A 24461-nucleotide genomic window follows, 5' to 3' on the forward strand; every position below is an offset into this window, starting at 1 on the left:
CCGAAGCTGTAGTAGGAGAACTTGGTCTTGGCGGCGTCGTCCCACTTGTCGAAGAGGATGACGTGGTCGTAGTAGCTGTTGAGGACGTCGCCCGCCTTGAGCTGGCTGCGCGAGATCTCGTACGTGTCCGAGCTGTTGGCGATGCCGACGGTGTTGAGGCTGGAGCCCAGGTGCCAGGCCATCGACACGTAACCGGAACAGTCCGTGCGGTAGGACTTGCCGTCCGAGTCGGGGTACGAACCGCCCTGGTTGTAGGTGAGGTTCTTGCCCAACCAGTACTTGGCGCGCTCGATGATCTCGTTGCGGGTGATGGAACCGCCGACCGTGGAGGAAGTCGTGGCCGCGGCCAGGGTCGTGGTCATGGCCGGCGCGGCGGCCTGGGCCGGGGTGGCGATCATGGCGGTGCCGGCGACACCGGCGACGGCGAGGGCGGCGGCGGCACGGAGGACGGAACGCTTCACGGACATGGCTGTCTCCTGTGAGGTGGGTGGAGAGAAGGGGTTGATCCGCTCGGGATCACTTGCCGAGCTGTGTGCCGAGGGTCCGCAGGACCGCGGTGTCCCCTCGGAAGTCGTAGGACGGGGCGGCGGACGCGGAGGCCACCCCGTGGTGGTGCAGGAAGCGCGGGGGGCACCGCCCCGCCGGGGAGCGGAGCGGAAGACGACTCCCGTCCCGCTCCGGCTCCTTCTGCCGCGCTCCCCCCGCCGGGGTCAGCGCGCCTCGCCCCAGTACAGCTTGTGGAGGCTGCCGTCGTCGAAGCGCAGGTGGAACTCACCCGTCGACGGACGCCAGATGCCCACGTTGTCCGGGGTTCCGCCGTCCCAGTTCGCCGAGACCGGAATGTCGCCCTGGGTGCCCCAACTGACCTTGTGGAGGCTGCCGTCGTCGAAGCGCAGGTGGAACTCACCCGTCGACGGACGCCAGATGCCCACGTTGTCGGCCGCCCCACCGTCCCAGTTCGCCGCCACCGGAACGTCACCGCCGTCGGTGGTGCCGTCGACGGCCTTCTTGTAGCGGAGGGCCTTGTAGTCGCCGTTGGGGTGGCCGTCGATGGTCGACGCGTTGATGGACATGCCGGTGATGTGCTTCACCGGGGTCGACCCGAAGCTGTAGTAGGAGAACTTGGTCTTGGCGGCGTCGTCCCACTTGTCGAAGAGGATGACGTGGTCGTAGTAGCTGTTGAGGACGTCGCCCGCCTTGAGCTGGCTGCGCGAGATCTCGTACGTGTCCGAGCTGTTGGCGATGCCGACGGTGTTGAGGCTGGAGCCCAGGTGCCAGGCCATCGACACGTAACCGGAACAGTCCGTGCGGTAGGACTTGCCGTCCGAGTCGGGGTACGAACCGCCCTGGTTGTAGGTGAGGTTCTTGCCCAACCAGTACTTGGCGCGCTCGATGATCTCGTTGCGGGTGATGGAACCGCCGACCGTCGACGAAGAGACCGTGGTGGCCGCGAGGGCGGTGGCGGTGGTGGGGGCGACGGCCTGCGCGGGGGCCGCGAGGGCAGCGGTGCCGGCGACACCGGCGAGGGCGAGGGCGGCGGCGGCACGGAGGACGGAACGCTTCACGGACATGGCTGTCTCCTGTGAGGTGGGTGGAGAGAAGGGGTTGATCCGCTCGGGATCACTTGCCGAGCTGTGTGCCGAGGGTCCGCAGGACCGCGGTGTCCCCTCGGAAGTCGTAGGACGGGGCGGCGGACGCGGAGGCCACCTCGTCGTAGTGGAGGAGCGCGAGGACGTCGCCCCGTCGCACCACGTAGACGTGGTTCGCCTGGTCACCGGGGGAGGACAGGCCCTGCACGCCGGTCCAGCGGCGCTGCCAGGCGGTGCCGTCCTCGACGGTCGCGGTCTGCCGGACGGTGGCGTCCTGGGGGAGTTGGTTGTCCGCCTGCAGCTTCCGACTGGTCGCCTGGCAGTCCTTCATCGCACCGGTGGTCATGCGGTACGCGGCGAGGGCCGTCGCCTCGTCGGGGAAGGTGAGGGTGTCCTGGACGGCGATGACGTCGCGCGTCGTGCCGAGGAAGCCCTGCTGGTGCCAGGCGGTGGCCTGCGGGACGGTGACGCACTCGTTGAGCTGGAAGTCGCCGCTGAGCGGGAGGGACTTGACCTCTCCCATCGGCTTCCACTGCTGACGGTCGCTGTCGGGCAGCTCGACCGGCTTGAGCGGAGCGGGCGGGGCGGGCGCGCCGGTGGGAGCGGCGGTGGGCCCACCCGTTGCTCCGGCGTCCCGGGTCGGGGCGGTGGTGCGGGTGGGGGTCGTGACGGAGGGGGTCGGCGCCTTCGACGGGAGCGCCGACGACGGGGGCGCCGGGGTGCCCGGGACCGTCGAGGCGCTCGGGGCCGCCGGGGTGCCCGGGGCCACCGGGGCTGCAGCCGGCGCGGCGGCCACGTCGTCGGTGTCGCTGTCGGAGGCGCTGGCCTGCTGAGCCACCCCGTAGACGGCGAGGGCCGCAAGAAGGCCCGTGCCGGCGAGGACGGCGCTACGGGAACGACGCTTCCTTGACATAGACATGACACAACTCCGGTCGGATGGGTACGCGGATCAGGCGAACCGGGCGGATCGACTGACGTGCGACGGACGGCCTCCCGGCCCCCGTTCGCCCCGCCCGGTCTCCCCGGCGGTGATCACCATCCTGCTGGGCCCCGAGCACCCCCGGAAGGGGTTCCCGCTGGCCCCAACGGGCCATGACCCCTTCCGTCCCCGCGCCCCCTCACCCGAGGGCTCCACTCACCCCAACACAGCTCGCCACCCGCGGCCTTGAGGAAAAGCGAAAGGGTTAAGGCATACCAACCCCCGGTATATATCCTGGACTTGACGATGTGACGGGGCGCATCTGGGGGGAATCGGGGGGTTCCGCGTGGAAAGGGAGCTGTACGGGCGCGAGCCGGTCCTGCGCGACGGCGGACTCGCCGCGCGACTGATCGGACTGGCCGGGCGGGGCGGGGCCCGCGTCGCCTACGAGCACGGGGACGACCCCCCGGTCACCGTCTTCACCGGCGGGCGCGGCATGGGGAAGACCGCCCTGCTCAAGGAGGTCCGCAACCGCTACCGGGGGTTCACCCCCCTCGCCTTCCTCGACTGTGCGGACGTCGTGGCGCCCGCCGACCACGGCCCCGGCTGGACCCCGGTCACCGGCGCGCTCGCCGAACTCGCCGTACAACTGTCGCCGAAGGGCACCGTCGTCCGTGCCGTGCGGTTCCCCCGGCTGTCGCTGGGGCTGGTCGCCGTCGCCTCGCTCGGCTGGTCCCGGGAGGACGACGAGCGGGCCCGGCACGACCTCCAGCGGCTCGGGCCACTGCTGGCGACCGTCGACGCGACCAAGGGCGCCGCCACCAACTGGGTCGGCAAGGTCCTGACCAAGCTCGCCGCCACCTTCGCCGAGGCCACCGTCCCGCTCGCCGGACTGCTTGCCGAGGCCACCGTGGAGACCGTCCTGGAAGAGGTCTTCGGCCGCGTCCAACGCACCTCCGAGAGCTGGTACGGCGGCTACCGCAACGCGGGCGGACGCGGCAAGGCGGGGCTCCAGCAACTCGCGATCGACTTCGAGCAGGGCGGTGAGCGCCGCCGGGAAGCCGAGTCCTACCTCGTCGGCGCGCTCACCGAAGACCTCGTGCGCGCCTACACCGGCCTCCGTCAGCGCGGCGCCCGCATCGGCCGCCCGCTGCTCCTGCTCGACAACGCCCACGAGCGGCTCGGCAGACAGCTCGTCGAGCCGATCCTGCGGGCCCGCTCCGAAGGCCGCCGCGACCGGATCGTGGTCCTCGCCAGCTCCCGGGACCTGGCGTACCTGGCGATGCGACACGCCACCCGCACCCGGCTTCCGGAGACGGCGCACCGGGCGCCCTGCCCGCGCGGGACGCACATCGGATCCGGCATCCTCGCCGTCGAGCTGACCCCCCTCTCCGCCGCCCAGGCCCGCTCCGTCTTCGACCACCACGACCCGGCCGGCCGCACCCCCGCCGAACTGGCCCGCGCCGTCCACCGGCTGGCCGACGGCCGTCCGCTCGGCGTGGCGCTCCTCGCCCGGGCCGCCGGCGAGGCCCCGGAGGCGGCCCGCGCCGCCCTCACCCCCGGCGCCCTCCTCGACCTGACGGTGGAGCTGCGCGAGGACTCCCCGCCGGTGCCCGTCGCGCACTCCCTCCTCTCCGCGCTCCTGCCCGTGTCCCGGCCGGGCCCGTACGCCGTGCTCGCGGCCACCCACGACGAGGAGTCGGCCAGGGCGCTCGCCCGTGCCCGCCTCCAGGGCGAGTCGCTGGACGGGGACGTCGCCCTGCGCGTCCGCGACCGGCTGCGGGAGGAGAACTGGCCCGAGGGCCCGGACCACTTCGTCGCGGACCCCCTGCTCCGCACCCTGTTGCTGCACCGGCTGCGCTTCGAGGACGACGACGCGCCGCGCTACGCGGCCTGGCGCGCCGTCCACGAGACCCTGCACCGACACTACGGGCCCGAGCCCGGCCCGTACCGGCTCCATCACGACCTGGCCCTGGGGCGGACCGAGCCCGCCGTCACCCAACTACGCCGCACCTTCCCCGAGCCCGACGTCCTGGGTTGGCTCGGCCGGCTGCGGTTCGTCGCAGCGGCCCCCCATCCGCGGGAGAGGCACCGGGCCGGGCCCGATCCGCGCCGGGCGGTCGCCCTCGGGCAGGACCCGGGCGCCCCGCCGCCGGACGGACTCGACACCGAAGGCACCGAGCTCCACCTGTCCGTACGGCGCCTGCTGCACGCCGTATGGCTGCTCACCGATCCGCTGGCGCTGCCCGAGGAGGAGGTGGTCGACCGGCTGGCGCACGAGCTGCGCCGGCTCTCCGGCCGTCATCTGACGGGCAGCGGTCCGCTGTGGGACGCGGCCACCCACTGGCCGCGCGACATCCGCTCCTGGCGGAGGCCGTCGCTTCCGCCGGGCAGCGAGGACGGAGTCTGACGCCATGCTCGAACGGCTGCGCCGCCGCCTCTACTGGACGCCCCGCCAGAAGCTCTCCACCTGGATCGCCGTCACGGCCCTCGTCGCGGGTCTGGGCTGGTACGGGATCTCCGAGCTGACCGAACCGGAGGACCGTTCCTGCGCGACCGGGGTCGCACGCCCCGCCGGCACCGAGGAGTGCATCGGCGTGAACGGCGACGGCTATGACTTCGGCGTCCCCGGCCTCGCCGGGGTCGCCGGCTCCATCGGCCGCGAGAACGCCGCCCTCAAGCCCGGCGAGTACACCACCGTCGCCGTCCTCCTGCCGCTGACCGCCGTCGACGGCGGCACCCGGGTCAAGGTGCTGCACGAACTCCAGGGCGCCCACGCCTACCAGTACCGGGCCAACCACGACTCCAACAGCGAAACCCCGAAGATCCGCCTGGTGCTCGCCAACAGCGGCAAGGGCAACGCCCACTGGGAGACCACCACCCGACAGCTCGCGACCATGACCGGTGCTCCGGACCGGCTGCGGGCCGTCTCCGGCGTCGGCACCTCCTCCACCGAGATCCGCAAGGCGGTGACCGCCCTCACCGGGGCGGGCATCGCCGTCGTCGGCACCACGATCACCGCCGACGACATCGCCAACGGCCCGAGCACGGGGAACCCCTACCCGGGCCTGGCCCGGGTCTCCCCCACCAACACCGACGAGGCCAGGGCACTCGCGAAGTTCGGCAGGGTGGACCCCGCCAAGGCGCTCCTCGTCCAGGACACCCGCAGCGGTGACCACTACACGGACACCCTCAAGGCCGCCTTCGCCGCCTCCCTCGAAGGAGCCCCCCACGAAGCCCAGCTCTTCACCTCGCCCGCCGACCCCACCCAGGAGGGCACCACCGCCAACACCTTCCAGCAGATCACCCATCTGATCTGCGACACCCGCGCCGAGACCGTCTTCTTCGCCGGCCGCCACACCCAGCTGCGCCAGTTCATCAACGCCCTCGGGGCCCGCGGCTGCATCGACCGCTCCTTCACCGTCCTGACCGGCGACGAGGGGTCCTACCTGGGGTCGGACGAGCTGCTCAACCGGAAGGCGCTGAAGGCCCGGCTGACCGTGCGGTACGCGGCGCTCGCCCATCCGGACGCCTGGCGCCCCGGGCCGGGGCGGGAGGTCCCCACGACGGGCGGTTCCGTGGTCGCCTACACGACCTTCCTGGACGACCTCGCGCGCACGTCGCAGGAGCCGGTACCGCTCGCGGACGGGCAGGCGATCATCGCGTACGACGCGATGGCGATGGCCGTCCACGCGATCCGCCAGGCCACCCCGCGGGGCTCCCTGTACCCCGCGCTCGCGGACGTGGTCACCCAGTGGCCCCAGGTCAAGGGCTCGCTGCGGGTGCAGGGCGCCAGCGGGTGGATCTGTCTGGACAACTACGGCAACCCGTACAACAAGGCCGTCCCCATCGTGGAACTGGCCCAGGACGGCTCCCAGCGCTTCGTCCGGATCGCCTGGCCGGAGGGCGAGCCGCCGAGCGCCTCCTGCCTGCCGCCGAAGCAGGGGTGACCGCCGGTGGCGCTCCTGCGGGCACGGAGCGGGCGGGGACGGCGCCCGGCGCCTACGGCTCCCACTTGGGCCAGGTGGCTTCGTCCCGCTCGTAGAGGTCCCGCAGGTGCTGCCACCGTGCGGAGGACCAGTCGCGCCAGTCCGTGGGGTGCCCGTCGAGCGCGGCGGCGAGCCGTTCGAAGTGCTCGTGCCAGCCGGCCAGGGCGTCCAGGCGGGTCTCCTGCGACCCCCGGAGCTCGTTGGTGAAGCGCAGCACGGTCGCCCCGCCGCCGGAAGCGGCGGCCCCGGCCCCGGCCCCGGCCCCCGGCTCCAGGTGGAACCGGATGCGGCCCTGTGCCGGGGCGACCGTGTACTCGGCCACGTAATCGGGGTCCCAGGCGGTCACCCGCCCCGAGACCTCGGTGTCTCCGGGGAGCGGAACCGCACGGTCGGACGCGGCGAGCCGGCGGAGGGTGACCCGGCCGCCGAGCCGGGGTTCCAGCGGATCGGCCTCGCAGAGCCAGCCCGGGAGCCCCTCGGGCGAGGCGACCGCCGCCCAGACCACCGCCGGCGGATGCGGCAGGTCCACCACGAACCGCAGGAGGTGCACGTCTCCGTCGTGGGTCCGGCTGTTGCCCCGGGGTATCTCGCTCATCTCTCCAGCGTGACCCCGGGGCACGGCGGCTGCCAGCTCAGACGCCCGCGTACGAGTGCTTGCTGGTCACGAAGATGTTGACGCCGTAGTAGTTGAACAGGAAGCAGGCGAAGGCGATGAGCGCGATGTACGCGGCCTTCCGCCCCTTCCAGCCGGCCGTGGCCCGCGCGTGCAGGTACGCCGCGTAGCCGACCCAGGTGATGAAGGACCAGACCTCCTTGGCGTCCCAGCCCCAGTAGCGGCCCCAGGCGTCCCCGGCCCAGATCGCGCCGGCGATGATCGTGAAGGTCCAGAGCGGGAAGACGGCCGCGTTCACCCGGTAGGCGAACTTGTCGAGCGTGGCCGCGGCGGGCAGCCGCTCCAGGACCGAGCGGGCGAAGGAGCCGGGGTTCCCGCCGGTCGCGAGCTTGTTCTCGTACGAGTCGCGGAAGAGGTAGAGCAGGGTGGCGACCGCGCCCAGGTAGAAGACCGCGCCGCAGAAGATCGCGGTGGAGACGTGGATCCACAGCCAGTACGAGTCGAGCGCCGGCACGAGCTGGTCGCTGGGGGTCTTCAGCCAGGTGACGGCCATGCCCAGGTCGAGCAGGACGGTGGTGACCAGGGGGAGGCCGATCCACCGGACGTTCTTCTTGGCCAGCAGGAAGCCGAGGTACGCGCCGACCGCCACCGTGGAGAAGGTGGTGGAGAACTCGTACATGTTGCCCCAGGGGGCCCGCTGCACGGAGAGCGCCCGGCTGATCACGCCGGCCGCCTCGATCGCGAAGGCGAGGACGGTGAGCGAGACGGCGATGCGGCCGTAGAGGTCGCCCTGGGCCGTGCCGCCGGCGGCGCCGGGGCCGTCCGGCACGTCACGGGTGCCGGCCGCGGTCCGCGTGACCACCTTCGGCTTGTCGAGGACGGCCGTTCCTCCGGCGTGCTTGACCTGCACGGCCACGGAAGCGGCCGGGGCCGTGGACGCCTGCTGCGTGAGGGCGGCGGCGGTGCGGCCGACCTTGCTGCGGCTGCCGAACACCCACTCGGCGATGTGGGCGAAGAAGGCCAGGGTGTAGACGGCCATCGAGGAGTAGATGAGCAGGTCGCTCGTCTGCGCCAGGCTCTCGTTGGTCGTGGCGGCGAGGATCACTTGTCGGCCTCTCCAGAAGGGGCAGGGTCTTCTGCGGGTTCGTCCGCGGGTCCGCCCGCGGGTTCCGGTGCGGTGGCCGGAGCGGTGTCCCGGCCGGCTTCCGGCGTCGCCGGGACGGGCGGCGCCTCCGCGGTGAGTGCGACCGCGAGGTCGCCGAGCTCTTCGGGGAGCTTGGCGGACTCGCTCCGGCCGAGCCCGGCCATCTCGACGACGGTGACGCCGTCCTCACCGCGCACGGCCCGGACCCAGACCCGGCGCCGCTGGATGAACAGCGAACCGGTCAGACCGGCGATCGCGGCGATCGCACCCGCGAGGGCGAGCCCGTTGCCCGGCTGCTGCGAGACCTGGAAGCTCGCCCACTCCTTGACGTCCTTCTCGAAGGTGATCGAGCCGGCGCCGTCGGGCAGCGTCATGGTCTCGCCGGGCAGCAGTCGCTGCGCGAGCTTGCTCCCGGACGCGTCCGTGAACTGGGTCATCTTGGACTTGTCGAGCTGGTACACGTTCTGCGGCAGCCCGGAGTTCACGCGGAGGTCGCCGTGGAAGCCGGTGAGCGCCATGACCGGGAAGTCGAGGGCGGGGAACTGGGAGAACATCGTCCCCTTGCCGGCCCCCGCGAAGGTCGGCACGAAGAAGGCCTGGAAGCCCAGCTGCTCCTTCTTGCCGTTCTTGTCGCGGTAGCCGTCCATGACCTTGATCGCGCCGGTCGACGTGATGTTGTTGTCGATCGGGAGCAGCGGCACGGCACCGTGGAACACGGTCTTGCCGCGGCCGTCCTTGACCGTGACGACGGGCGCGTACCCGTGGGCGATCAGATAGACCTTGGAGTCGCCCACCTTGAGCGGCTCGTTGACCCGGATGACCGCCTTCTCGTCCGCACCGCCCCGGGAGTAGGTGACGGCCGCTTCGAAGGTGCGCGGGGTGCCGCGCTGCGGTCCGCCCTCCTCGTAGGTGCCGGTGAAGGAGTCGAGCGTGAAGTTGAACGGCTCCAGCTCGTCGATGCCGAACAAGGAGCCGGACTTGAAGTCGTCGTACTGGGTGAGCGTGTTGGAGAAGCCGTCGCCCTCGACGATCAGCTTGCCGCCCTCGGACTTGAAGAGCTGGCCCCAGGCGAAGGCGACCAGCATGACGATCAGGGCGACGTGGAAGGCCAGGTTCCCGGCCTCGCGCAGATAGCCCTTCTCTGCGGCGACCGCGTTCCCCGCCGGGTGGGCGCGGAAGCGGCGGCCCTTGAGGACGGCGAGCGCAGCGGCCCGGACCTGCTCGGGCTCCGCCCCGGTGCGCCAGGTGGCGTACGCGGGAAGCCGGTCGAGCCGCCGCGGGGCGCCCGGCGGACGGCTGCGGAGCTGTCCGACGAACTGCCAGCTGCGCGGCACGATGCAGCCGATGAGGGAGACGAACAGCAGGATGTAGATCGCGGAGAACCACACCGAGCTGTAGACGTCGAAGAACTGGAGCTTCTCGTACAGCGGGGTGAGGGTCTCGTGGGCTTCCTTGAAGGCCTGCACCTTCAGCTCGTCCGCGCTGTTCTGCGGAATGAGGGAGCCGGGGACGGCACCCAGGGAGAGCAGGAAGAGCAGGATCAGCGCGACCCGCATGGAGGTCAGCTGCCGCCAGAACCAGCGGATCCAGCCGACCACCCCGAGGGTGGGGCCGCCGAGGACGGTCTCGCCGCGGTCTTCGGCGGGTGCGGTGGAGAGCTGGGCCCCGGCCTCGCCGAGGTTCTCCTGCTGCTCCGTCGTATCGGTCTTGCTCATGGAACTCAGATCCCCACCGTGAAACCGCTGGACCAGCTCTGCATCGTGGAGACCATGCTGTCCCACACGCCCGTGAGGAGCAGGACACCGGTGACGATCATCATGCCGCCGCCGATCCGCATGACCCACACGTAGTGCTTCTTGACCCACCCGAACGCGCCGAGCGCCTTGCGGAAGGCGATGGCGGCGAGCACGAAGGGCACACCGAGGCCGAGGCAGTAGGCGAGGGCGAGTATCGCTCCGCGCCCGGCGCTGGCCTGCTCCAGGGCGAGCGCGTTGACCGAGGCGAGGGTCGGGCCGATGCAGGGGGTCCAGCCGATGCCGAAGAGCGCGCCGAGCAGCGGGGCGCCGATCAGTCCGGCGGCGGGCTTCTTGTGGAAGCGGAACTCGCGCTGGGTGAACCAGGGCATCAGACCGAGGAAGAAGACGCCCATGAGGACCATGAGCACGCCCAGCACGGTGGTGAGCGTCCCGCGGTACTCCTGGAGGGTCGAGCCGAAGTAGCCGAAGAGCGCACCGCCGGAGACGAACACCGCGGTGAAGCCGAGCACGAAGAGGACGGCACCCGCGGTCATCCGGCCGCGCCGGCTCTCGGCGAGGTCGGTGCCGGTGACCCCGGTCACGTACGAGAGGTAGCCGGGGACGAGCGGGAGCACGCACGGCGAGAAGAAGGAGACCAGGCCGCCGAGGACCGCGAGGGGTACGGCGAGCAGCAGGGCACCGCTGGTGACCGTCTCGTTCACGGGCTCACTTCTCCTTGAGGAGGGGCTCGATCATCGACCGGAGCTTCTCCTCGTTGAGCGCCATGAGGGAACGGGCGGCGATCTTCCCCTCCTTGTCCAGCACGACGGTGGAGGGGATGCCCTGGAGGCTGAGGGTGCCCTTGGGGAAGCCGAAGAGGATCAGCTTGCCCTGCGGGTCGTAGAGGCTCGGGTACGGGATGCCGTAGTCCTCTTCGAAGGCGATCGCGGGCTGCTTGTTGGCGTCGCGGGTGTTGATGCCGACGAACTCGACGCCCTGGCCCTTGAGGTCCTCGGCCACCTTCGCGAAGTGGGGGGCCTCGGCCCGGCAGGGGCTGCACCAGGAGCCCCAGGCGTTGAGGACGACGACCTTGCCCTTGAGGTCGGCGACGTCGAGCTGCTTGCCGTCCAGGGTTTCGCCGGCGAGCTTCCCGGTGGCCGCGCGCTTGCCCTGGGGAGCGGTGGAGATGCCGCCGGTGTTGGTGACGAAGTTGGTGCTGCCGCCACCGCCGGAGGTGCCGTTGTTGCCGCCGCAGGCGGAGAGCGCGAGGGCGGCGGTCAGCACTCCGACGGCGATCAGGGTGCGTCGAGGGGCGCGGCTAGGGCTCATGTGAAAAGTTTCGCATGGGCGTTTGGGGGATCTTGGGCACCCCCCTACGTGCCCGTAAAGCCCCTTGTCAAGATCGGCTAAGCGGTCGGGGTGGAAGGGGTGCCCGGAGCGGCGGGCCTGAGGAAGGCGTTCCATCCGCCGTCCGGCTTCTGGCCGACCCCCAGGGTGCGCAGCTTTTCGAGGATCAGCGGGTCCTGGACGTCGAGCCAATCCACGAACTGCTTGAAGGAGACGAGCCGGACCTCCTTCTTTCCGGCCATTTCCTTGAGCGCTTCTTCGACGGCGTCCATGTAGATGCCGCCGTTCCACTGCTCGAAGTGGTTGCCGACGAAGAAGGGGGCCCGGTTCGACTCGTAGGCGCGGTGGAAACCGGCGAGGTACGCGTCGGTCGCCTGTCGGCGCCAGCCCGGATAGCGCGAGGGCATGCCCTTGGTGGTGTTCTTCGACTGGTTGGCGAGCATGTTGTAGTCCATCGAGAGGACCTCGAAGGAGTGCCCGGGGAAGGGCACGGCCTGCAGCGGCAGGTCCCAGATGCCCCGGCGCTTCACCGGCCAGGTCTGTCGCCCGCCGGGCGAGCTGGCGTCGTAGCGCCAGCCGAGGCGCTTGGCGGTGGGGAGCAGGTTGTCCTGGCCGAGGAGGCAGGGGGTGCGACCGCCGACGAGTTCCTTGGAGTAGTCGAAGGGCAGCGGGTCGAGGTCGGTCCAGCCGCTGTTGGTCTTCCACTCGGTGACGAACTTCACCGCCTGGTCGATCTCGCTCTGCCACTGGGCCGGGGTCCAGTTGCCGACGGAGCCGGAGCCGCCGCAGAAGTGCCCGTTGAAGTGGGTGCCGATCTCGTGGCCTTCGAGCCAGGCCTGCCGGACGTACTTCAGGGTGTCCTTGATGTGCGCGTCGGTGAGGTAACCGATGTCGGAGGCGCCGACCCGGTTGTTCGGCGGGCGGTAGAGGTCCTTCTTCGACTCGGGGAGGAGGTAGATCCCGGAGAGGAAGAAGGTCATCGCGGCGTCGTGGTTCTTGGCGAGTTCGAGGAAGCGGGGGAAGAGGCCGTTGCCGACCTCGCCGGCGCCGTCCCAGGAGAAGATCACGAACTGGGGCGGGGTCTGGCCGGGTTCGAGCGGGACCGGGGTGTCGGGCTGGTGCGGCTGCTTGCCGGTGTCGGCGGTGGAACCGTCACCGATGGGGCGGACGTCGTTCTCGGTCGGGGCGGGTGCGCTCGGGTCGGTCGAGACGTCTCCCCCCTTGCCAGGCCCCGAACGTCCCGATTTGTCCCGTTCGTTGCCACTGCACGCAGCGAGGCCCACGGCCGCAGCGGCCCCAACGCCCGCCCCGAGCAGCCCCCTTCGACTGATCCCGCTGATCCCGCGCATGACATCCCCATTCGCGCTGACGTATGACCGAAACGTCATCCAAACCGACAATGAGTGAGATGCCGGGAGGAACACGGAGGTTCCCGAAAATCACATAAAAATTTCAGGGCGACCGGATGACATGAACATCACCATCCGATCGCCCTGACTGTGCCCCTTCGGCGCCGCCCCGTCCAGAGGGGCCGCGCACCCGTGGAAGGGCTACGCCCCGAAGGCCTTGGACTTCCCCTTGACCGGCTTCGCACCGGCGAGGAGGTGCGCCGGAACGAGGTCCCGGGCCGGCTCGCTGTACCCGACCGAGACGATCTCGTCGCCGCGGTAGGTGAACGAGGTCAGCGAGGCCAGCGTGCACTGCCGCCGCCGGGGGTCGTGCCAGAGCCGCCGCTTCTCCACGAAGCTGCGCACGATCCAGATCGGCAACTGGTGGCTGACGCAGACCGCCTCGTGCCCCCGCGCCGCGTCCTTCGCCGCGTCGAGCGCGCCCATCATGCGGACGACCTGCTCCACGTACGGCTCGCCCCAGGACGGCCGGAACGGGTTGGTGAGGTGCTTCCAGTTGCCCGGCTTGCGCAGGGCCCCGTCACCGACGCCGAAGGTCTTGCCCTCGAAGACGTTCGCCGCCTCGATGAGCCGCCCGTCAGTGGCCAGGTCCAGCCCGTGGGTCTTCGCGATCGGCGCCGCCGTCTCCTGCGCCCGCTCCAACGGAGAGGCGACGACGTGCGTGACGTCCCGGTCGGCCAGGTGCTCGGCGACCCGGTCCGCCATCTGCCGGCCGAGCTCGGAGAGGTGGTAGCCGGGCCGCCGGCCGTACAGCACCCCGTCGGGGTTGTGGACCTCGCCGTGCCGCATCAGATGGACGACGGTGATGTCCTGGTCGCCCTTCGGGAACTCGGTCGCGTCGCTCATGCCGAGGCCTCCGCGGCGGCACGGGCGGCGGCCGGCAGGGCGGCGGCGATCCGCTCGATCGCCCGCGCGTCGTGCGCGGTCGACACGAACCAGGACTCGAAGGCGGACGGCGGCAGGTACACGCCGTCGGCCAGCATCGAGTGGAAGAAGGCGTTGAAGCGGAAGGCCTCCTGCTTCTTCGCGTCCTCGTAGTTCCGCACCTCGGTCGCGGTGAAGAACACCGAGAACATGTTGGAGGCGGTCTGCAGGCGGTGCGCCACGCCCTCCTTGGTCAGCGCGTCCGTGACCAGGCCCTGGATCTCCGTGGAGACCGCGTCCACCGTGTCGTACGCGGCCTGGTCGAGCAGCCGCAGCTGGGCGAGGCCGGCGGCGGTCGCGACCGGATTCCCGGAGAGGGTGCCCGCCTGGTAGACCGGCCCGACCGGTGCCAGGTGGCCCATGACGTCCGCACGCCCGCCGAAGGCAGCCGCCGGGAAGCCGCCGCCCATCACCTTGCCGAAGGTCATCAGGTCGGGCTTCACCCCGTCGACGCCGTACCAGCCGGCCCGCGAGGTGCGGAAACCGGTCATCACCTCGTCGGAGATGTAGAGCGCGCCGTTCTTCGCGCAGGCGTCCTTCAGCCCCTGGTTGAAGCCGGGCAGCGGCGGGACGACGCCCATGTTGCCCGGGGAGGCCTCGGTGATCACGCAGGCGATCTCGCCCGGGTACCGGTGGAAGGCCTCGTGCACGGCCTCCAGGTCGTTGTACGGCAGCACGATGGTGTCCCCGGCCTGGGCGCCCGTCACGCCGGGCGTGTCGGGAAGGCCGAAGGTGGCGACGCCGGAACCGGCCGCGGCGAGCAGCGCGTCCACGTGACCGTGGTAGCAGCCCGCGAACTTGACGACCTTGGCGCGCCCGGTGAAGCCGCGGGCGAGCCGGATCGCGGACATCGTGGCCTCCGTGCCGGAGGAGACCAGGCGCACCTGCTCGACCGGCTCGATCCGCGCGACGATCTCCTCGGCGAGCGCGACCTCGCCCTCCCCGGGCGTGCCGAAGGAGGTCCCGCGGGCCACCGCGGCCTGCACGGCGGAGGTGACCTCGGGGTGCGCGTGGCCGAGGATCATCGGTCCCCACGAGCAAACGAGGTCGACGTACTCACGACCGTCCGCATCCGTGAGGTACGGACCGGTACCGGACACCATGAACCGGGGCGTTCCGCCCACGGCCCGGAAGGCACGCACCGGTGAGTTCACGCCGCCGGGCGTCACGAGGGAAGCGCGGTCGAAAAGCGTCTGTGAGACTGGGGCTTCGTATGAATACGGCACTGTGATCCTGACCTGCGAGAACGACTTCGGGCACGACATCGGGAACGGAGGGACGGTGGTGGACATCCTCTGTATTACGCCGGGGCGTTCGCCCTCCGCGTCTGCGAAACTGGGGCGTCATAGGGATGACTCACGGAATCCATGGTGTCAGAGGCCACGGCGTTCTTGCGGACAGGTGTTTCACCGTACGAACGCGGGGGAGGTCACTGACACGATGATCGGGTTGCGCGGCGCGTTCGTGTTGCCGAGAAAAAGCAGTCGGGTGGAGATATGCATCGCGGTGGCGGACCGGGCGAGGGGACGGGCGACCTGGGTCCGGAGTCTGCCCGGCGGGGGAGGCACCGGCGCCGGCGGGGGGAAGAGACCCCCGCGCCCGAGCGCCGGCCGACGACCGAACCCGCCGCGGAACCGGCCCCTGCGACCGGAGGCCGGAGCTTGGGGGTGACGTACAAGTACTTCGGCGCGCCCAACAGCGCGACGGCGGCCCAGGTCCCGATCTCGATGCGCCCCGAAGAGCTCGGCGGGGACGAGCTCGGCATGGGCGGCATGTTCACCAAGATCAAGCCCGAGACCATAGCCGCCATGGTCCTGACCGGCATCCAGGGCATGCCGCTCCACAAGGTGCCGCCGCTGGAACTCGTGGTGCTGCACCCCGACTACGCGGTGGTGAAGCTGCCGATGACCGTGGTCGATCCGCTGCGCGGCATCGGCGAGGAATCGGTCGGCGCCGCCGCCTTCATCTGGTCGACGGTGCCGGACCGCGGCGGACCGCGCGATGCCTTCGACGTGTACCAGCTGCTCCACGAGTGGCAGGACTTCTCGGTCCGCCTCCACGAGGCGGGACACCAGCCGTACTGCCTGGTGTGGCCGTGAGCGCCCGCCCGGCGCACCGCTGACGCCCCATCCCCCGTGCGCCTCCGCCGGCGCGGCCGGAGGCGGGTTCCGGGAGGGCGGCGGGCACCGACCGGGGACGTCGTGCCGACCGCCCGCACGACGGTCCGGGGCACCGGGCGCGGCCGACGGTGCCGGCGGGCTCCCCCGACACCGCCCACCGGTGCGGACCGCCGGGCAGGCGCGCCGGGGCGGTCCGCCGGGCCTCCGTGCTCCCGAAGCCGTCCAACCGGCCACCCGTGAGCAGGCGTTTCGCCACGCTTCTCGCCCTCATAAGTGATGAAGTTAGGACGAATGGTATGTAATGCGCGGAAGCCGCGCCCGAAGGGAGCCCGTACGCCCCGGGAACCCCCGCTCGAGGAAGGACCAGACGCGTGAGTGCAGTACGCACGACCGGCCGGCCCATGCAGATCGGCGAGGTCGCCGCACGGACCGAACTGTCCCTGCGGACCATCCGCCAGTACGAGGACTGCGGCCTGGTCGTCCCGTCCGCGGCCTCGCCGGGCGGTTTCCCCCTCTACACCGACGCGGACGTCTCCCGGCTGATGGTGGTCCGTCGGATGAAGCCGCTGGGCTTCACCCTCGACGAGACCCGCGAACTCCTCACGGCCCTGGACCGGCTCTCCGCCGACCGACCGGGCACCGACTCCGCACTCGAACCGGACGAGCGGGCCGCGCTCGTGGCCCGCATCCGCCGCTACGAAGGGGCCGCGGCGGAGCGGGTCGCCGAACTGCGGGCCCAACTCGCCCGCGCGGAGGAGTTCGCCGACTCCCTCCGCGTCCCGCTCGGCACTCCCTAGGGGCCCGCACTTCCTAGCGGCCCGCCGGAGGCCCGGAGGTCGACCGGGGGACCGGGTGACCGGAGGGCCGGAGCAAGGTGTCCGGGAGCCCCTAAGTCGCCAGCGCCTCCGTCAACACGCGGAAGAAGCGGGCGCACGCGACGGCGCTGGGCGGGATCTCCGGGCTCCACGGGACGAGGCGCACCCCGGCCGGGAACCCGCACGGCGGGGTGGCGTGCTCCCGGGCGTCGAAGAGGACCAGGTCGGGGCGGAGCCCGGTGGCCACGGACCGGTCCGCGGTGAGCCAGTTGGCCCCGGGCCCCGGGCCGGGGTCGAGCAGGCGGACGCCGAGCCCGACGAGGCGGGCCAGCTCCGGCCATGCCTCCGGGCGGGCCAGGTGCACCTGCTCGGGCCCCGCCCCGGAGAGCGCCAGCACCGTGAGCCCCGACCGGGCGGCGACGCCCCTCAGGGCGGCCTCGGCGGCGTCGAGCTCCGCGTCCGGGACGCCCCCCGCCGGTTCGGCGCCCAGGCTCCTGCCCAGGGCGGCGAACCGGCCGAGGACCGCCGGCAGGGCGGGCTCGTCGCCGACGGAGAGCACCACGAGCGGGACCCCGAGCCGCCCGGCGACCGCCTCGTCGAGCGCATAGGGGCTCTTGCCGTCGTAGGTCACGTCGACGATGACCTCCGGGCGCAGCTCCTCCAGCACCGCTTCGTCCAGGGACCGGCCCGGCCCGAGGTACGGCACCCCGGCCGCCCCGAGACCGCCCGCCTTGGCCGGGTCGAGCGCCGCCCCGTCGTGCCCGGAGCCGTACACCGCGACCGGGGTCACCCCCAGGTCGAACAGCGCCGCGCCGGCCCGCGCGTACGCCACCACCCGTTGCGGCACCCGGGCCGCCCCCAGCTCCGCACCCCTGTCGTCCGTGAACCCCCACGCCTGCGTGTCGGACATCCGCCTGCTCCCTCCCCGGCCGGAATCTCCCTCGCCCGTCACCCTGGAGCGGTTCACCGGCCCGCACAAGAGGGCCCTCCCCGGGCGGCGGCCCACCGGTCGGGGCCTTGCTCCCGTTTTGCCCCCTGCCGAAAGCCCTCCAGTGTGGTGTTAACTGAACAAGTCGGGAGGAAGCACTAGGAACCTTCGATGCCTCCGTGCACGCACGCCACCTGTCGGGGCGCGCCGGGTACGGGTGGCCTTCGCGCCCTGGAGTGAGCCATGTCCGTGCCAGGCCCGTTCTCGGATCCCCGTGTGATCACCCTCTTCGGGCTGCTCGCCGTCTCCACGGTGACGTGGCTGACCTGGAGCCTGCGCGCCCGCGCCCGCCGCGAGCGGGCGAGCGCCCCCCTGGCGCGCGTCTGGCACCCGCAGGAGTCGGTGGAGCTGACGCCGGCGGAGGAGCACGCCTTCGGCCAGGTCGTCTCCCGGCTCGCCCCGGGGACGGCGGGCCGCCTGCGCTGACCGGGGCGGCCGGGGCACCCGCGCCCCGGGCGGCTCCGAGGGGGCAGCGGGCGTGCCGGCCGGGCGTCGCGGACCGGGCGTCGCGGACCGGACGTCGCGGACCGGACGTCGCGGACCGGACGTCGCGGACCGGGAGGAACTGTCCGCGGCACGGCCTAGCATGCGGACCATGTCCGCCTCCGCGCCCCACCCGCGCCGGGACACCCGGGGCATCGTCGACCCCGCCGAGCTGTTCTCCCGGGTGCGCTTCCGCCGCCACGCCCCGGCGCCGGAGCTGCGGCCCTATCTGGAGCACTACTGGCTGATCGACTGGGAGCTGCCGGAGCCGTACGCGAGCCAGGTGGTTCCGCACCCTTCGGTGAACGTCGTCTTCCAGCGGTACGGACCGCTCGCCGCCCCCGCGGCGGCCCGCTCCTCGGCCGAGGTGTCGGGGGTCGGGCTCGGGTTGTTCACCCAGGAGTTGACGGAGGTGGGCCGGGTCTGCGGGGTGCAGTTCCGTCCCGGCGGCTTCCGCCCCTTCGCCCCCGGGTGGCCGGTGTCGGCCTGGACGGGCCGCCGGGTACCGCTGGTCGAGGCGTTCCCCGCGGCCGGGGACCCGTCTTCCCTGAGCGCCGTGCTCTCCCCCGAGGACGACCGCGCACGGGTGGCGGCGCTCGACGCCTTCCTGCTGGCCCACGGCCCGGCCGCCGATCCGGCCGCCGCCCTGGCCATGGAACTGGTCGACCTCGTCCGCACGGACCGGACGGTCCGCACGGTGTCCCGGCTGGCCTCCGCGAGCGGCCTGTCGGCCCGCTCGCTCCAGCGGCTGTTCGCCGGCCACGTCGGCGTCGGCCCGAAGTGGGTGGTCCTGCGCTACCGGATCCACGAGGCCCTGGAACGCGCCGGGACCACGGACGCCCCCGACTGGGCCGCACTCGCCGCCGAGCTGGGCTACAGCGACCAGGCCCATCTGGTGAGGGACTTCACGACGACGATCGGAACGTCGCCGACCGCCTACGCCCGGGGGCTGTCGGTGCGCTGAACCGCCGTACGGGAACGGACGCCCCCACGGCACGGGCGGGACCACGGCCCGGACCGCGTCCCCTCCGCCGGGGCGCCCGTCACGCCGTGGCGACCGGCGGTGCTACTCGGGTCCGGGGCCGTCCTGGGGCGCAAGCGACCGGGCGAAGTGGAAGGCCACGATGTCGAAGCGCTCGCGCAGGTAGAAGCGGTGGGCCCGGGTGCGTTGGGTACCGGAGTCCAGGTTGAGCTCGTGGCAGCCGGCCGCACGGGCACGGCCCTCCAGATGGGCGAGGAGCGCGTGCCCGACGCCATCGGAGCGGTCGGCGGAGGCCGTGACCAGGTCGTCGACGTAGAGCTGGCGCAAGGAGCTGGTGTTCACGACGATCCGCCAGCCGGCGGCGCCGACGCAGCGGCCGTCGTCCGCGTAGGCGGCGGTGAACCGCAGGCCCTGGGGGTGTCCGGCCTCGTAGACCTCGCGGAAGAGCCCGGGCGTCAGATGGGGGCGGAGCTCACGGAGGACCGGCAGGAGATCGCCCTCCAGCCGCGGGTCCCCCCGCTCAAGATCGATGATCTTCATGTCGGGACACTACCGCCCCGGCCGCCCCGGAGGTGCCGGGGCCGGGAGGGTCCCCTCCGCCCCGACGCGACACTCGCCCCGAGCCTCCCGGGCGGGGCGCGCCGACGCACCCGTCGCCAGCCGGCCGCACGTCCGAATTCCCTGGCCACCCACCGGAGGCCGGTGCCATCCTGTTCCCCGTGAACGGACCGGAGATCCAGATCAGCTTCGCCCCCGGCCTGCACGTCTTCGTCTCGGCGGAGCGGCGCTCGGGCCGCACCTCCCTGACGACCGACGGCGCCTCGTCCCTGGGCCACGTCGTGGAGTCGCTGGGCGTGCCGCTCACCGAGGCCGGACGGCTCCTGGTCGACGGTCGGCCCGTCGACGCCTCGCACGTCCCCGGCGCGGGCGAGACCGTCGAGGTCGAGGAGGTCGCCCGTCCGCAGCCGGTGCCGGGCGCACCGCTCCGGTTCCTGCTCGACGTGCACCTCGGCACCCTGGCCCGGCGGCTGCGGCTGCTCGGCGTGGACGCGGCGTACGAGAGCGAGGACATCGGCGACCCCGCCCTCGCCGCGCTCTCCGCGAGCGAGCGGCGCGTGATGCTCTCCCGGGACCGCGGCCTGCTGCGCCGGCGCGAACTGTGGGCGGGCGCCTACGTCTACAGCGACCGGCCCGAAGACCAGCTCCGCGACGTGCTGGAAAGGTTCGCACCGCCGCTCGCGCCGTGGACCCGCTGCACGGCGTGCAACGGGGAGCTGGGCGAGGCCGACAAGGACGCGGTGCGCGAACGGTTGGAGCAGGGCACCGAGAAGACCTACGACGTGTTCGCGCAGTGCGTGGAGTGCGGTCGGGTCTACTGGCGCGGCGCCCACCACGCCCGTCTGGAGGCGATCGTCTCCGAGGCGGTGCGGGAGTTCGGCGGGGCGGCGGCCCGCTAGGACCTGTCGTCGAACTCCCGTCTGCCCCACGACGACGGGAGTTCGACGACAGGTCGTAGGACGCGTCCCGCCGGTTCCTCCCGACCCGCGGCGCCCTCCGGGCGGACGGAGCCGCTTCCTCGACCCGCCCCGGCCGCCGTCGAACGGGGGAACCCCCGCACAGCCGGTCGGTCCGCTGTGCGGAGGGGCGGGGCGTCGCGCGGGGGATCGCGTCCCGTCGCACGGCAGCCACGGGAACCGCGGAGCACGCCGCCGCGTGCCCACCGGTCAGGGCGCCTCGTCGACCAGGTAGCGCTGCACGGTGGGTCCCAGCCAGGCCACGATCTCGTCCGCGGACATCTCGACGGCCGGCGGCAGGCGCAGCACGTAGCGGGCGAGCGCCATGCCGAGCACCTGGGACGCGGCGAGCGCGGCACGGCGCGGGGCCTGCGCCGGATCGGGGCAGACGCCCCGGGCGATCGGACCGAGCTGTTCGGCGAAGATCGCCTGCATCCGGGCGGCCCCGGCCTCGTTGGTCACGCCCACCCGCAGCATCGCGGTGAGGACCTCGTCCCGTTCCCAGCGCTCCAGGAAGTGGGCGACCAGGACGGCCCCGACGTGCCGGGCGGGCAGCGCGGACAGCTCGGGGAGGTCGATGTCGACCTCGGAGGCTGCGGCGAACAACCCCTCCTTGTTGCCGTAGTAGCGCATCACCATCGACGGATCGATGTCGGCGTCGCGGGCGATGGCCCTGATGGTGGCGCGCTCGTACCCGTCGGAGGCGAAGCGCTCGCGGGCGGCCTCCAGGATGGCGGCCCGAGTGGCGTCGGAGCGGCGGACGGTCGTCATACCAACAACTGTAGGCCCACACCCGTTGACAGCCCATCAGGGGCGCCCTAACGTTGCCAACAAGCGTTGACCAACAACCGTTGGCAAACGATCGTGGGCACCCTGGAGGAAGCCATGAGCACCACGGACACCGACGTACTCGTCATCGGCGCGGGCCCCACCGGCCTCCTGCTCGCCGGCGACCTCGCCGCCGGTGGCATCGACGTCACCCTCGTCGAGCGCCGGCCGCACGGCCTCGGCAACATGACCCGCGCCTTCGGCGTCCACGCCCGGACCCTGGAGCAGCTCGACGCCCGCGGCCTCGCCGACGAGCTCGTCACCACCGGCACCACGCTCACCAAGGCCACCCTCTTCGACCACCTGGCCCTGGACCTGACCCGGCTGCCCAGCCGCTTCAACCAGTTGCTCGTCACCCCGCAGTACGAGGTCGAACGCCTGCTGGAGCGCCGGGCGATCGACGCGGGCGTGACGTTCCGGTACGACACGGAGCTGCACGCGCTGCGCCAGGACGGCGACGCCGTCACCACCGAACTCACCGAGCCCGACGGCACCCCGCTGACCCTCCGCGCCCGCTACCTGGTCGGCGCGGACGGCGTCCACAGCTTCGTCCGCACCGCCCTCGGCCTGCCCTTCCCCGGCCGCTCGGTGATCCGTTCCATCGTCCTGGCGGACGTCCGCCTGGCCCGGGAACCCGCCAAGGCCCTGACCGTCAGCGGCTCCGGGGACTCCTTCGCCTTCATCGCCCCCTTCGGCGACGGCTGGTACCGGGTGATGGGCTGGAACCGCACCCACCAGGCCTCCGACGGCGACCCCGTCGACCTCGACGAAGTCCGCGAGATCACCCGCCAGGCCCTCGGCACCGATTACGGCATGCACGACGCCCGCTGGATCTCCCGCTTCCACAGCGACGAGCGCCAGGCCCCGACCTACCGCGTGGGCCGCGTCTTCCTCGCCGGAGACGCCGCCCACGTGCACTCCCCCGCCGGCGGCCAGGGCATGAACACCGGCCTCCAGGACGCCGCCAACCTCTCCTGGAAGCTCACCGCCGCGCTCCGCGGCGAGGCCCCCGACCCCGAGGCGCTCCTCGACAGCTACCAATCGGAGCGCCACCCCGTCGGCGCCATGGTGCTCCGCAGCAGCGGCGCGATCGTGCGCCTCGCGATGGCCCACACCCGGCTCACCCGGGCCGCCCGCTCCCTCGTCACCCGTCTCGTCGACGCGGTTCCGCCCGCTTCGGGCCGGGCCGCGGGCATGATCAGCGGCATCGGCATCTCCTACGCCCCCGCACCCGGTGCCGACCGCCCCTCGGGTCGCCGCGCCCCCGACGTCCACCTGCGCGAGGGCCGGCTCTACGAGCTCCTCCGCCGGGGCGAGTTCGTCCTCGTCGCCCCTCAGGGGGCCGCCCCGGCCCTGCCCCCAAGCGCCCCCGTCACCCCGAAGCACCTCGTGCGGGCCACCTGGACGGACCCGGCGAAGCGCGCCTCCCTCCTGGTCCGCCCCGACGGGTACGTCCACTGGGCGAGCCGCTGATCGGGGCACGGCCGCCCCGGGACTCAGAAGACGTAGGGATCACCGGTCGCGAGCACCAGGACCCGATGGCGATCGTTCCCCGGGTTCCGGTCCGCGACCCCGTCCCGCCAGGCCGTCGTGACCTCGACCGTCATCTCGTCCGGGAAGCCCGCGGTCCACAGATCGAGGTCCAGCTCGCCGGTTCCCCCGGTGGCCCGGAGCTCGCCCGTCCGACAGGACACCACCCGGTCACTGCTCCACAAACAGGCCGGTGGCAGTTCCTGACCGCCCGCCATCTGCTCGGAGAAGGCGAGCCGGACCGTCGCCTGGTGGAGGTCGGAGGGCCCGTGGTTCTGGCTGACCAACCAGACCCTGACCCTCCCGTCCCAGAGGGAGACGTGTCCGTGGTGGGACAGGTCCGCCTCGCCCTCCGGACCCACGGCACCGGCACTTCCGCCCGCTCCCATCAGCACCGCGATCACCAGGGCGGCCCCGAGCACAGCCTTTCTCAATCCACGCATGTGCCCAAAGTAACCATGAATCATTAGATATTCTGATGATTCATCAGCCCGCGTGTCCCTGCCCGCTCCCTGCCGACCGTCCGCTCCGCCACCCCGTTCCCCCTCCCGGGGCAGGGCCGCGGACGACCACCGCCCCGACCCCCGGGGCGCCATCGGACCCCCACCCGCCCCGTCGGAACGACCCCGACCACACCCGCCCCGCGAGACCGCCGACTCCCCCGCCGCCCTATCCTGACCGGGCGATCGACGTCATCGACCACCTGCGCGAGGAGCACCTCATGACCGGCCCCGGCACCCCCATCGCCGTCGTCACCGGAGCGAGCAGCGGCATCGGGGCCGCAACCGCACGACAGTTGGCCGCCGCCGGCTACCGAGTGGTCCTCACCGCCCGCCGCAAGGACCGCATCGAAGACCTCGCCGCCGAAATCAACGAAGCCGGACACCAGGCCACCGCCTACGCCCTCGACGTCACCGATCGCGCCGCCGTCGACGAGTTCGCCACCGCCTTCCGTACCCTCGCCGTCCTCGTCAACAACGCCGGCGGCGCCCTCGGCGCCGACCCCGTCGCCACCGGCGACCCCGAGGACTGGCGCCGGATGTACGAGGTCAACGTCCTCGGCACCCTCCACATGACCCAGGCCCTGCTGCCGGCCCTCACCGCCAGCGGCGACGGCACGGTGGTCGTCCTCTCCTCCACCGCCGGCCACTCCACCTACGAAGGCGGCGCCGGCTACGTCGCCGCCAAGAACGGCGCCCGCGTCCTCGCCGAGACCCTCCGCCTGGAAATCGTCGGCACCCCGGTCCGCGTCATCGAGATCGCCCCCGGCATGGTCAAGACCGACGAGTTCGCCACCACCCGCTTCCGCGGCGACGCCGACAAGGCGGCCAAGGTCTACGCCGGCGTCGCCGAACCCCTCACCGCCGACGACGTGGCCGACACCATCACCTGGGCCTGCACCCGTCCCCCGCACGTCAACATCGACCTGCTCGTCGTCCGCCCCCGCGCCCAGGCCTCCAACACGAAGGTCCACCGGGAGCTCTGATCGCCCCGCCGGGCCCCGGCCGCCCACGCGACACGGCGACACGGA

The 24461-nt window shown here is 72.3% G+C and carries 23 protein-coding genes and 1 pseudogene; 9 read left to right on the forward strand and 15 right to left on the reverse strand.

Features of this window, described 5'->3' with window-relative positions; genetic code table 11:
• The 3 genes and pseudogenes from ACFW22_RS28215 to ACFW22_RS28225 all read right to left on the reverse strand — a co-directional run.
• Positions 1-467, reverse strand: a pseudogene (locus tag ACFW22_RS28215) (VCBS repeat-containing protein); the annotation flags it as partial.
• A 243-nt stretch (positions 468-710) separates the two neighbouring features.
• Complete coding sequence (locus ACFW22_RS28220; RefSeq protein WP_386409718.1) at positions 711-1571, reverse strand: hypothetical protein; 861 nt, start codon at positions 1569-1571, stop codon at positions 711-713.
• A 49-nt stretch (positions 1572-1620) separates the two neighbouring features.
• Positions 1621-2508: a hypothetical protein gene (locus ACFW22_RS28225; protein WP_386409720.1), complete on the reverse strand. Its 888-nt coding sequence runs from the start codon at positions 2506-2508 to the stop codon at positions 1621-1623.
• Between the two features lie 346 nt (positions 2509-2854).
• On the opposite strand from ACFW22_RS28225, the gene ACFW22_RS28230 reads away from it, so the two are divergent.
• Together ACFW22_RS28230 and ACFW22_RS28235 are read left to right on the forward strand one after the other, a co-directional pair.
• Positions 2855-4918, forward strand: coding sequence for a hypothetical protein (locus ACFW22_RS28230; RefSeq protein ID WP_386409722.1), 2064 nt, complete (start codon positions 2855-2857; stop codon positions 4916-4918).
• Between the two features lie 4 nt (positions 4919-4922).
• A complete protein-coding gene (locus ACFW22_RS28235) occupies positions 4923-6458 on the forward strand; it encodes an ABC transporter substrate-binding protein (RefSeq protein ID WP_386409724.1) in 1536 nt (511 codons plus the stop codon).
• Positions 6459-6510: 52 nt separating this feature from the next.
• Here ACFW22_RS28235 and ACFW22_RS28240 read toward each other — a convergent pair whose 3' ends face one another.
• The 8 genes from ACFW22_RS28240 to hemL form a co-directional block, all read right to left on the reverse strand.
• The gene (locus ACFW22_RS28240; RefSeq protein WP_386409726.1) at positions 6511-7092 is read right to left on the reverse strand and encodes an SRPBCC domain-containing protein; all 582 of its coding nucleotides are present in this window, start codon (positions 7090-7092) and stop codon (positions 6511-6513) included.
• Between the two features lie 37 nt (positions 7093-7129).
• Entirely contained in the window at positions 7130-8215 is a 1086-nt protein-coding gene (gene ccsB, locus ACFW22_RS28245) for a c-type cytochrome biogenesis protein CcsB (RefSeq protein ID WP_386409728.1), read from the reverse strand.
• Positions 8212-9969 (reverse strand): cytochrome c biogenesis protein ResB, encoded by a 1758-nt coding sequence (locus ACFW22_RS28250; RefSeq protein WP_386409730.1) that lies wholly within the window; start codon positions 9967-9969, stop codon positions 8212-8214. Before ACFW22_RS28250 ends, ccsB begins: the two co-directional genes overlap by 4 nt.
• Positions 9970-9974: 5 nt before the next feature.
• Positions 9975-10712: a cytochrome c biogenesis CcdA family protein gene (locus ACFW22_RS28255; protein WP_386409732.1), complete on the reverse strand. Its 738-nt coding sequence runs from the start codon at positions 10710-10712 to the stop codon at positions 9975-9977.
• A gap of 4 nt (positions 10713-10716) precedes the next feature.
• Positions 10717-11319 carry a TlpA family protein disulfide reductase gene (locus tag ACFW22_RS28260; protein ID WP_384876682.1) on the reverse strand — a complete coding sequence of 201 codons (603 nt, stop codon included), beginning with the start codon at positions 11317-11319 and terminating at the stop codon, positions 10717-10719.
• Positions 11320-11396: 77 nt separating this feature from the next.
• A complete protein-coding gene (locus ACFW22_RS28265) occupies positions 11397-12677 on the reverse strand; it encodes a hypothetical protein (RefSeq protein WP_386409797.1) in 1281 nt (426 codons plus the stop codon).
• A 210-nt stretch (positions 12678-12887) separates the two neighbouring features.
• Entirely contained in the window at positions 12888-13592 is a 705-nt protein-coding gene (locus tag ACFW22_RS28270; RefSeq protein WP_386409735.1) for a histidine phosphatase family protein, read from the reverse strand.
• Positions 13589-14935, reverse strand: coding sequence for a glutamate-1-semialdehyde 2,1-aminomutase (hemL, locus tag ACFW22_RS28275; RefSeq protein ID WP_386409799.1), 1347 nt, complete (start codon positions 14933-14935; stop codon positions 13589-13591). The genes ACFW22_RS28270 and hemL overlap by 4 nt, the downstream gene beginning before the upstream one ends.
• A gap of 231 nt (positions 14936-15166) precedes the next feature.
• Between hemL and ACFW22_RS28280 the strand changes: the two genes are divergently transcribed.
• Positions 15167-15769 (forward strand): hypothetical protein, encoded by a 603-nt coding sequence (locus tag ACFW22_RS28280; RefSeq protein ID WP_386409737.1) that lies wholly within the window; start codon positions 15167-15169, stop codon positions 15767-15769.
• Positions 15770-16191: 422 nt separating this feature from the next.
• Complete coding sequence (locus ACFW22_RS28285; protein ID WP_386409801.1) at positions 16192-16587, forward strand: MerR family transcriptional regulator; 396 nt, start codon at positions 16192-16194, stop codon at positions 16585-16587.
• 91 nt (positions 16588-16678) lie between these two features.
• Here the strand turns inward: ACFW22_RS28285 and ACFW22_RS28290 are convergent, their stop codons facing one another.
• Entirely contained in the window at positions 16679-17515 is an 837-nt protein-coding gene (locus ACFW22_RS28290; protein ID WP_386409739.1) for an ABC transporter substrate-binding protein, read from the reverse strand.
• Positions 17516-17776: 261 nt separating this feature from the next.
• Here ACFW22_RS28290 and ACFW22_RS28295 point away from each other — a divergent pair, with 261 nt between their 5' ends.
• Positions 17777-18019, forward strand: a complete 243-nt coding sequence (locus ACFW22_RS28295; RefSeq protein ID WP_386409741.1) for a hypothetical protein — start codon at positions 17777-17779, stop codon at positions 18017-18019.
• A gap of 169 nt (positions 18020-18188) precedes the next feature.
• Complete coding sequence (locus ACFW22_RS28300; protein WP_386409743.1) at positions 18189-19040, forward strand: DUF6597 domain-containing transcriptional factor; 852 nt, start codon at positions 18189-18191, stop codon at positions 19038-19040.
• A 102-nt stretch (positions 19041-19142) separates the two neighbouring features.
• On the opposite strand, the gene ACFW22_RS28305 is transcribed toward ACFW22_RS28300, so the two are convergent.
• Positions 19143-19598, reverse strand: coding sequence for a GNAT family N-acetyltransferase (locus tag ACFW22_RS28305; RefSeq protein ID WP_386409745.1), 456 nt, complete (start codon positions 19596-19598; stop codon positions 19143-19145).
• 179 nt (positions 19599-19777) lie between these two features.
• Here ACFW22_RS28305 and ACFW22_RS28310 point away from each other — a divergent pair, with 179 nt between their 5' ends.
• Positions 19778-20515: a Mut7-C RNAse domain-containing protein gene (locus ACFW22_RS28310; protein ID WP_386409747.1), complete on the forward strand. Its 738-nt coding sequence runs from the start codon at positions 19778-19780 to the stop codon at positions 20513-20515.
• 267 nt (positions 20516-20782) lie between these two features.
• On the opposite strand, the gene ACFW22_RS28315 is transcribed toward ACFW22_RS28310, so the two are convergent.
• Positions 20783-21343: a TetR family transcriptional regulator gene (locus ACFW22_RS28315; protein ID WP_386409749.1), complete on the reverse strand. Its 561-nt coding sequence runs from the start codon at positions 21341-21343 to the stop codon at positions 20783-20785.
• Positions 21344-21457: 114 nt separating this feature from the next.
• Between ACFW22_RS28315 and ACFW22_RS28320 the strand changes: the two genes are divergently transcribed.
• The gene (locus ACFW22_RS28320) at positions 21458-22873 is read left to right on the forward strand and encodes an FAD-dependent oxidoreductase (protein ID WP_386409751.1); all 1416 of its coding nucleotides are present in this window, start codon (positions 21458-21460) and stop codon (positions 22871-22873) included.
• 23 nt (positions 22874-22896) lie between these two features.
• Here the strand turns inward: ACFW22_RS28320 and ACFW22_RS28325 are convergent, their stop codons facing one another.
• Entirely contained in the window at positions 22897-23373 is a 477-nt protein-coding gene (locus ACFW22_RS28325; RefSeq protein WP_386409753.1) for a hypothetical protein, read from the reverse strand.
• 278 nt (positions 23374-23651) lie between these two features.
• On the opposite strand from ACFW22_RS28325, the gene ACFW22_RS28330 reads away from it, so the two are divergent.
• A complete protein-coding gene (locus tag ACFW22_RS28330) occupies positions 23652-24416 on the forward strand; it encodes an SDR family NAD(P)-dependent oxidoreductase (RefSeq protein ID WP_384876660.1) in 765 nt (254 codons plus the stop codon).
• Positions 24417-24461: the final 45 nt, after the last annotated feature.

Source organism: Streptomyces sp. NPDC058872, assembly GCF_042743065.1.
Lineage (GTDB): Bacteria > Actinomycetota > Actinomycetes > Streptomycetales > Streptomycetaceae > Streptomyces.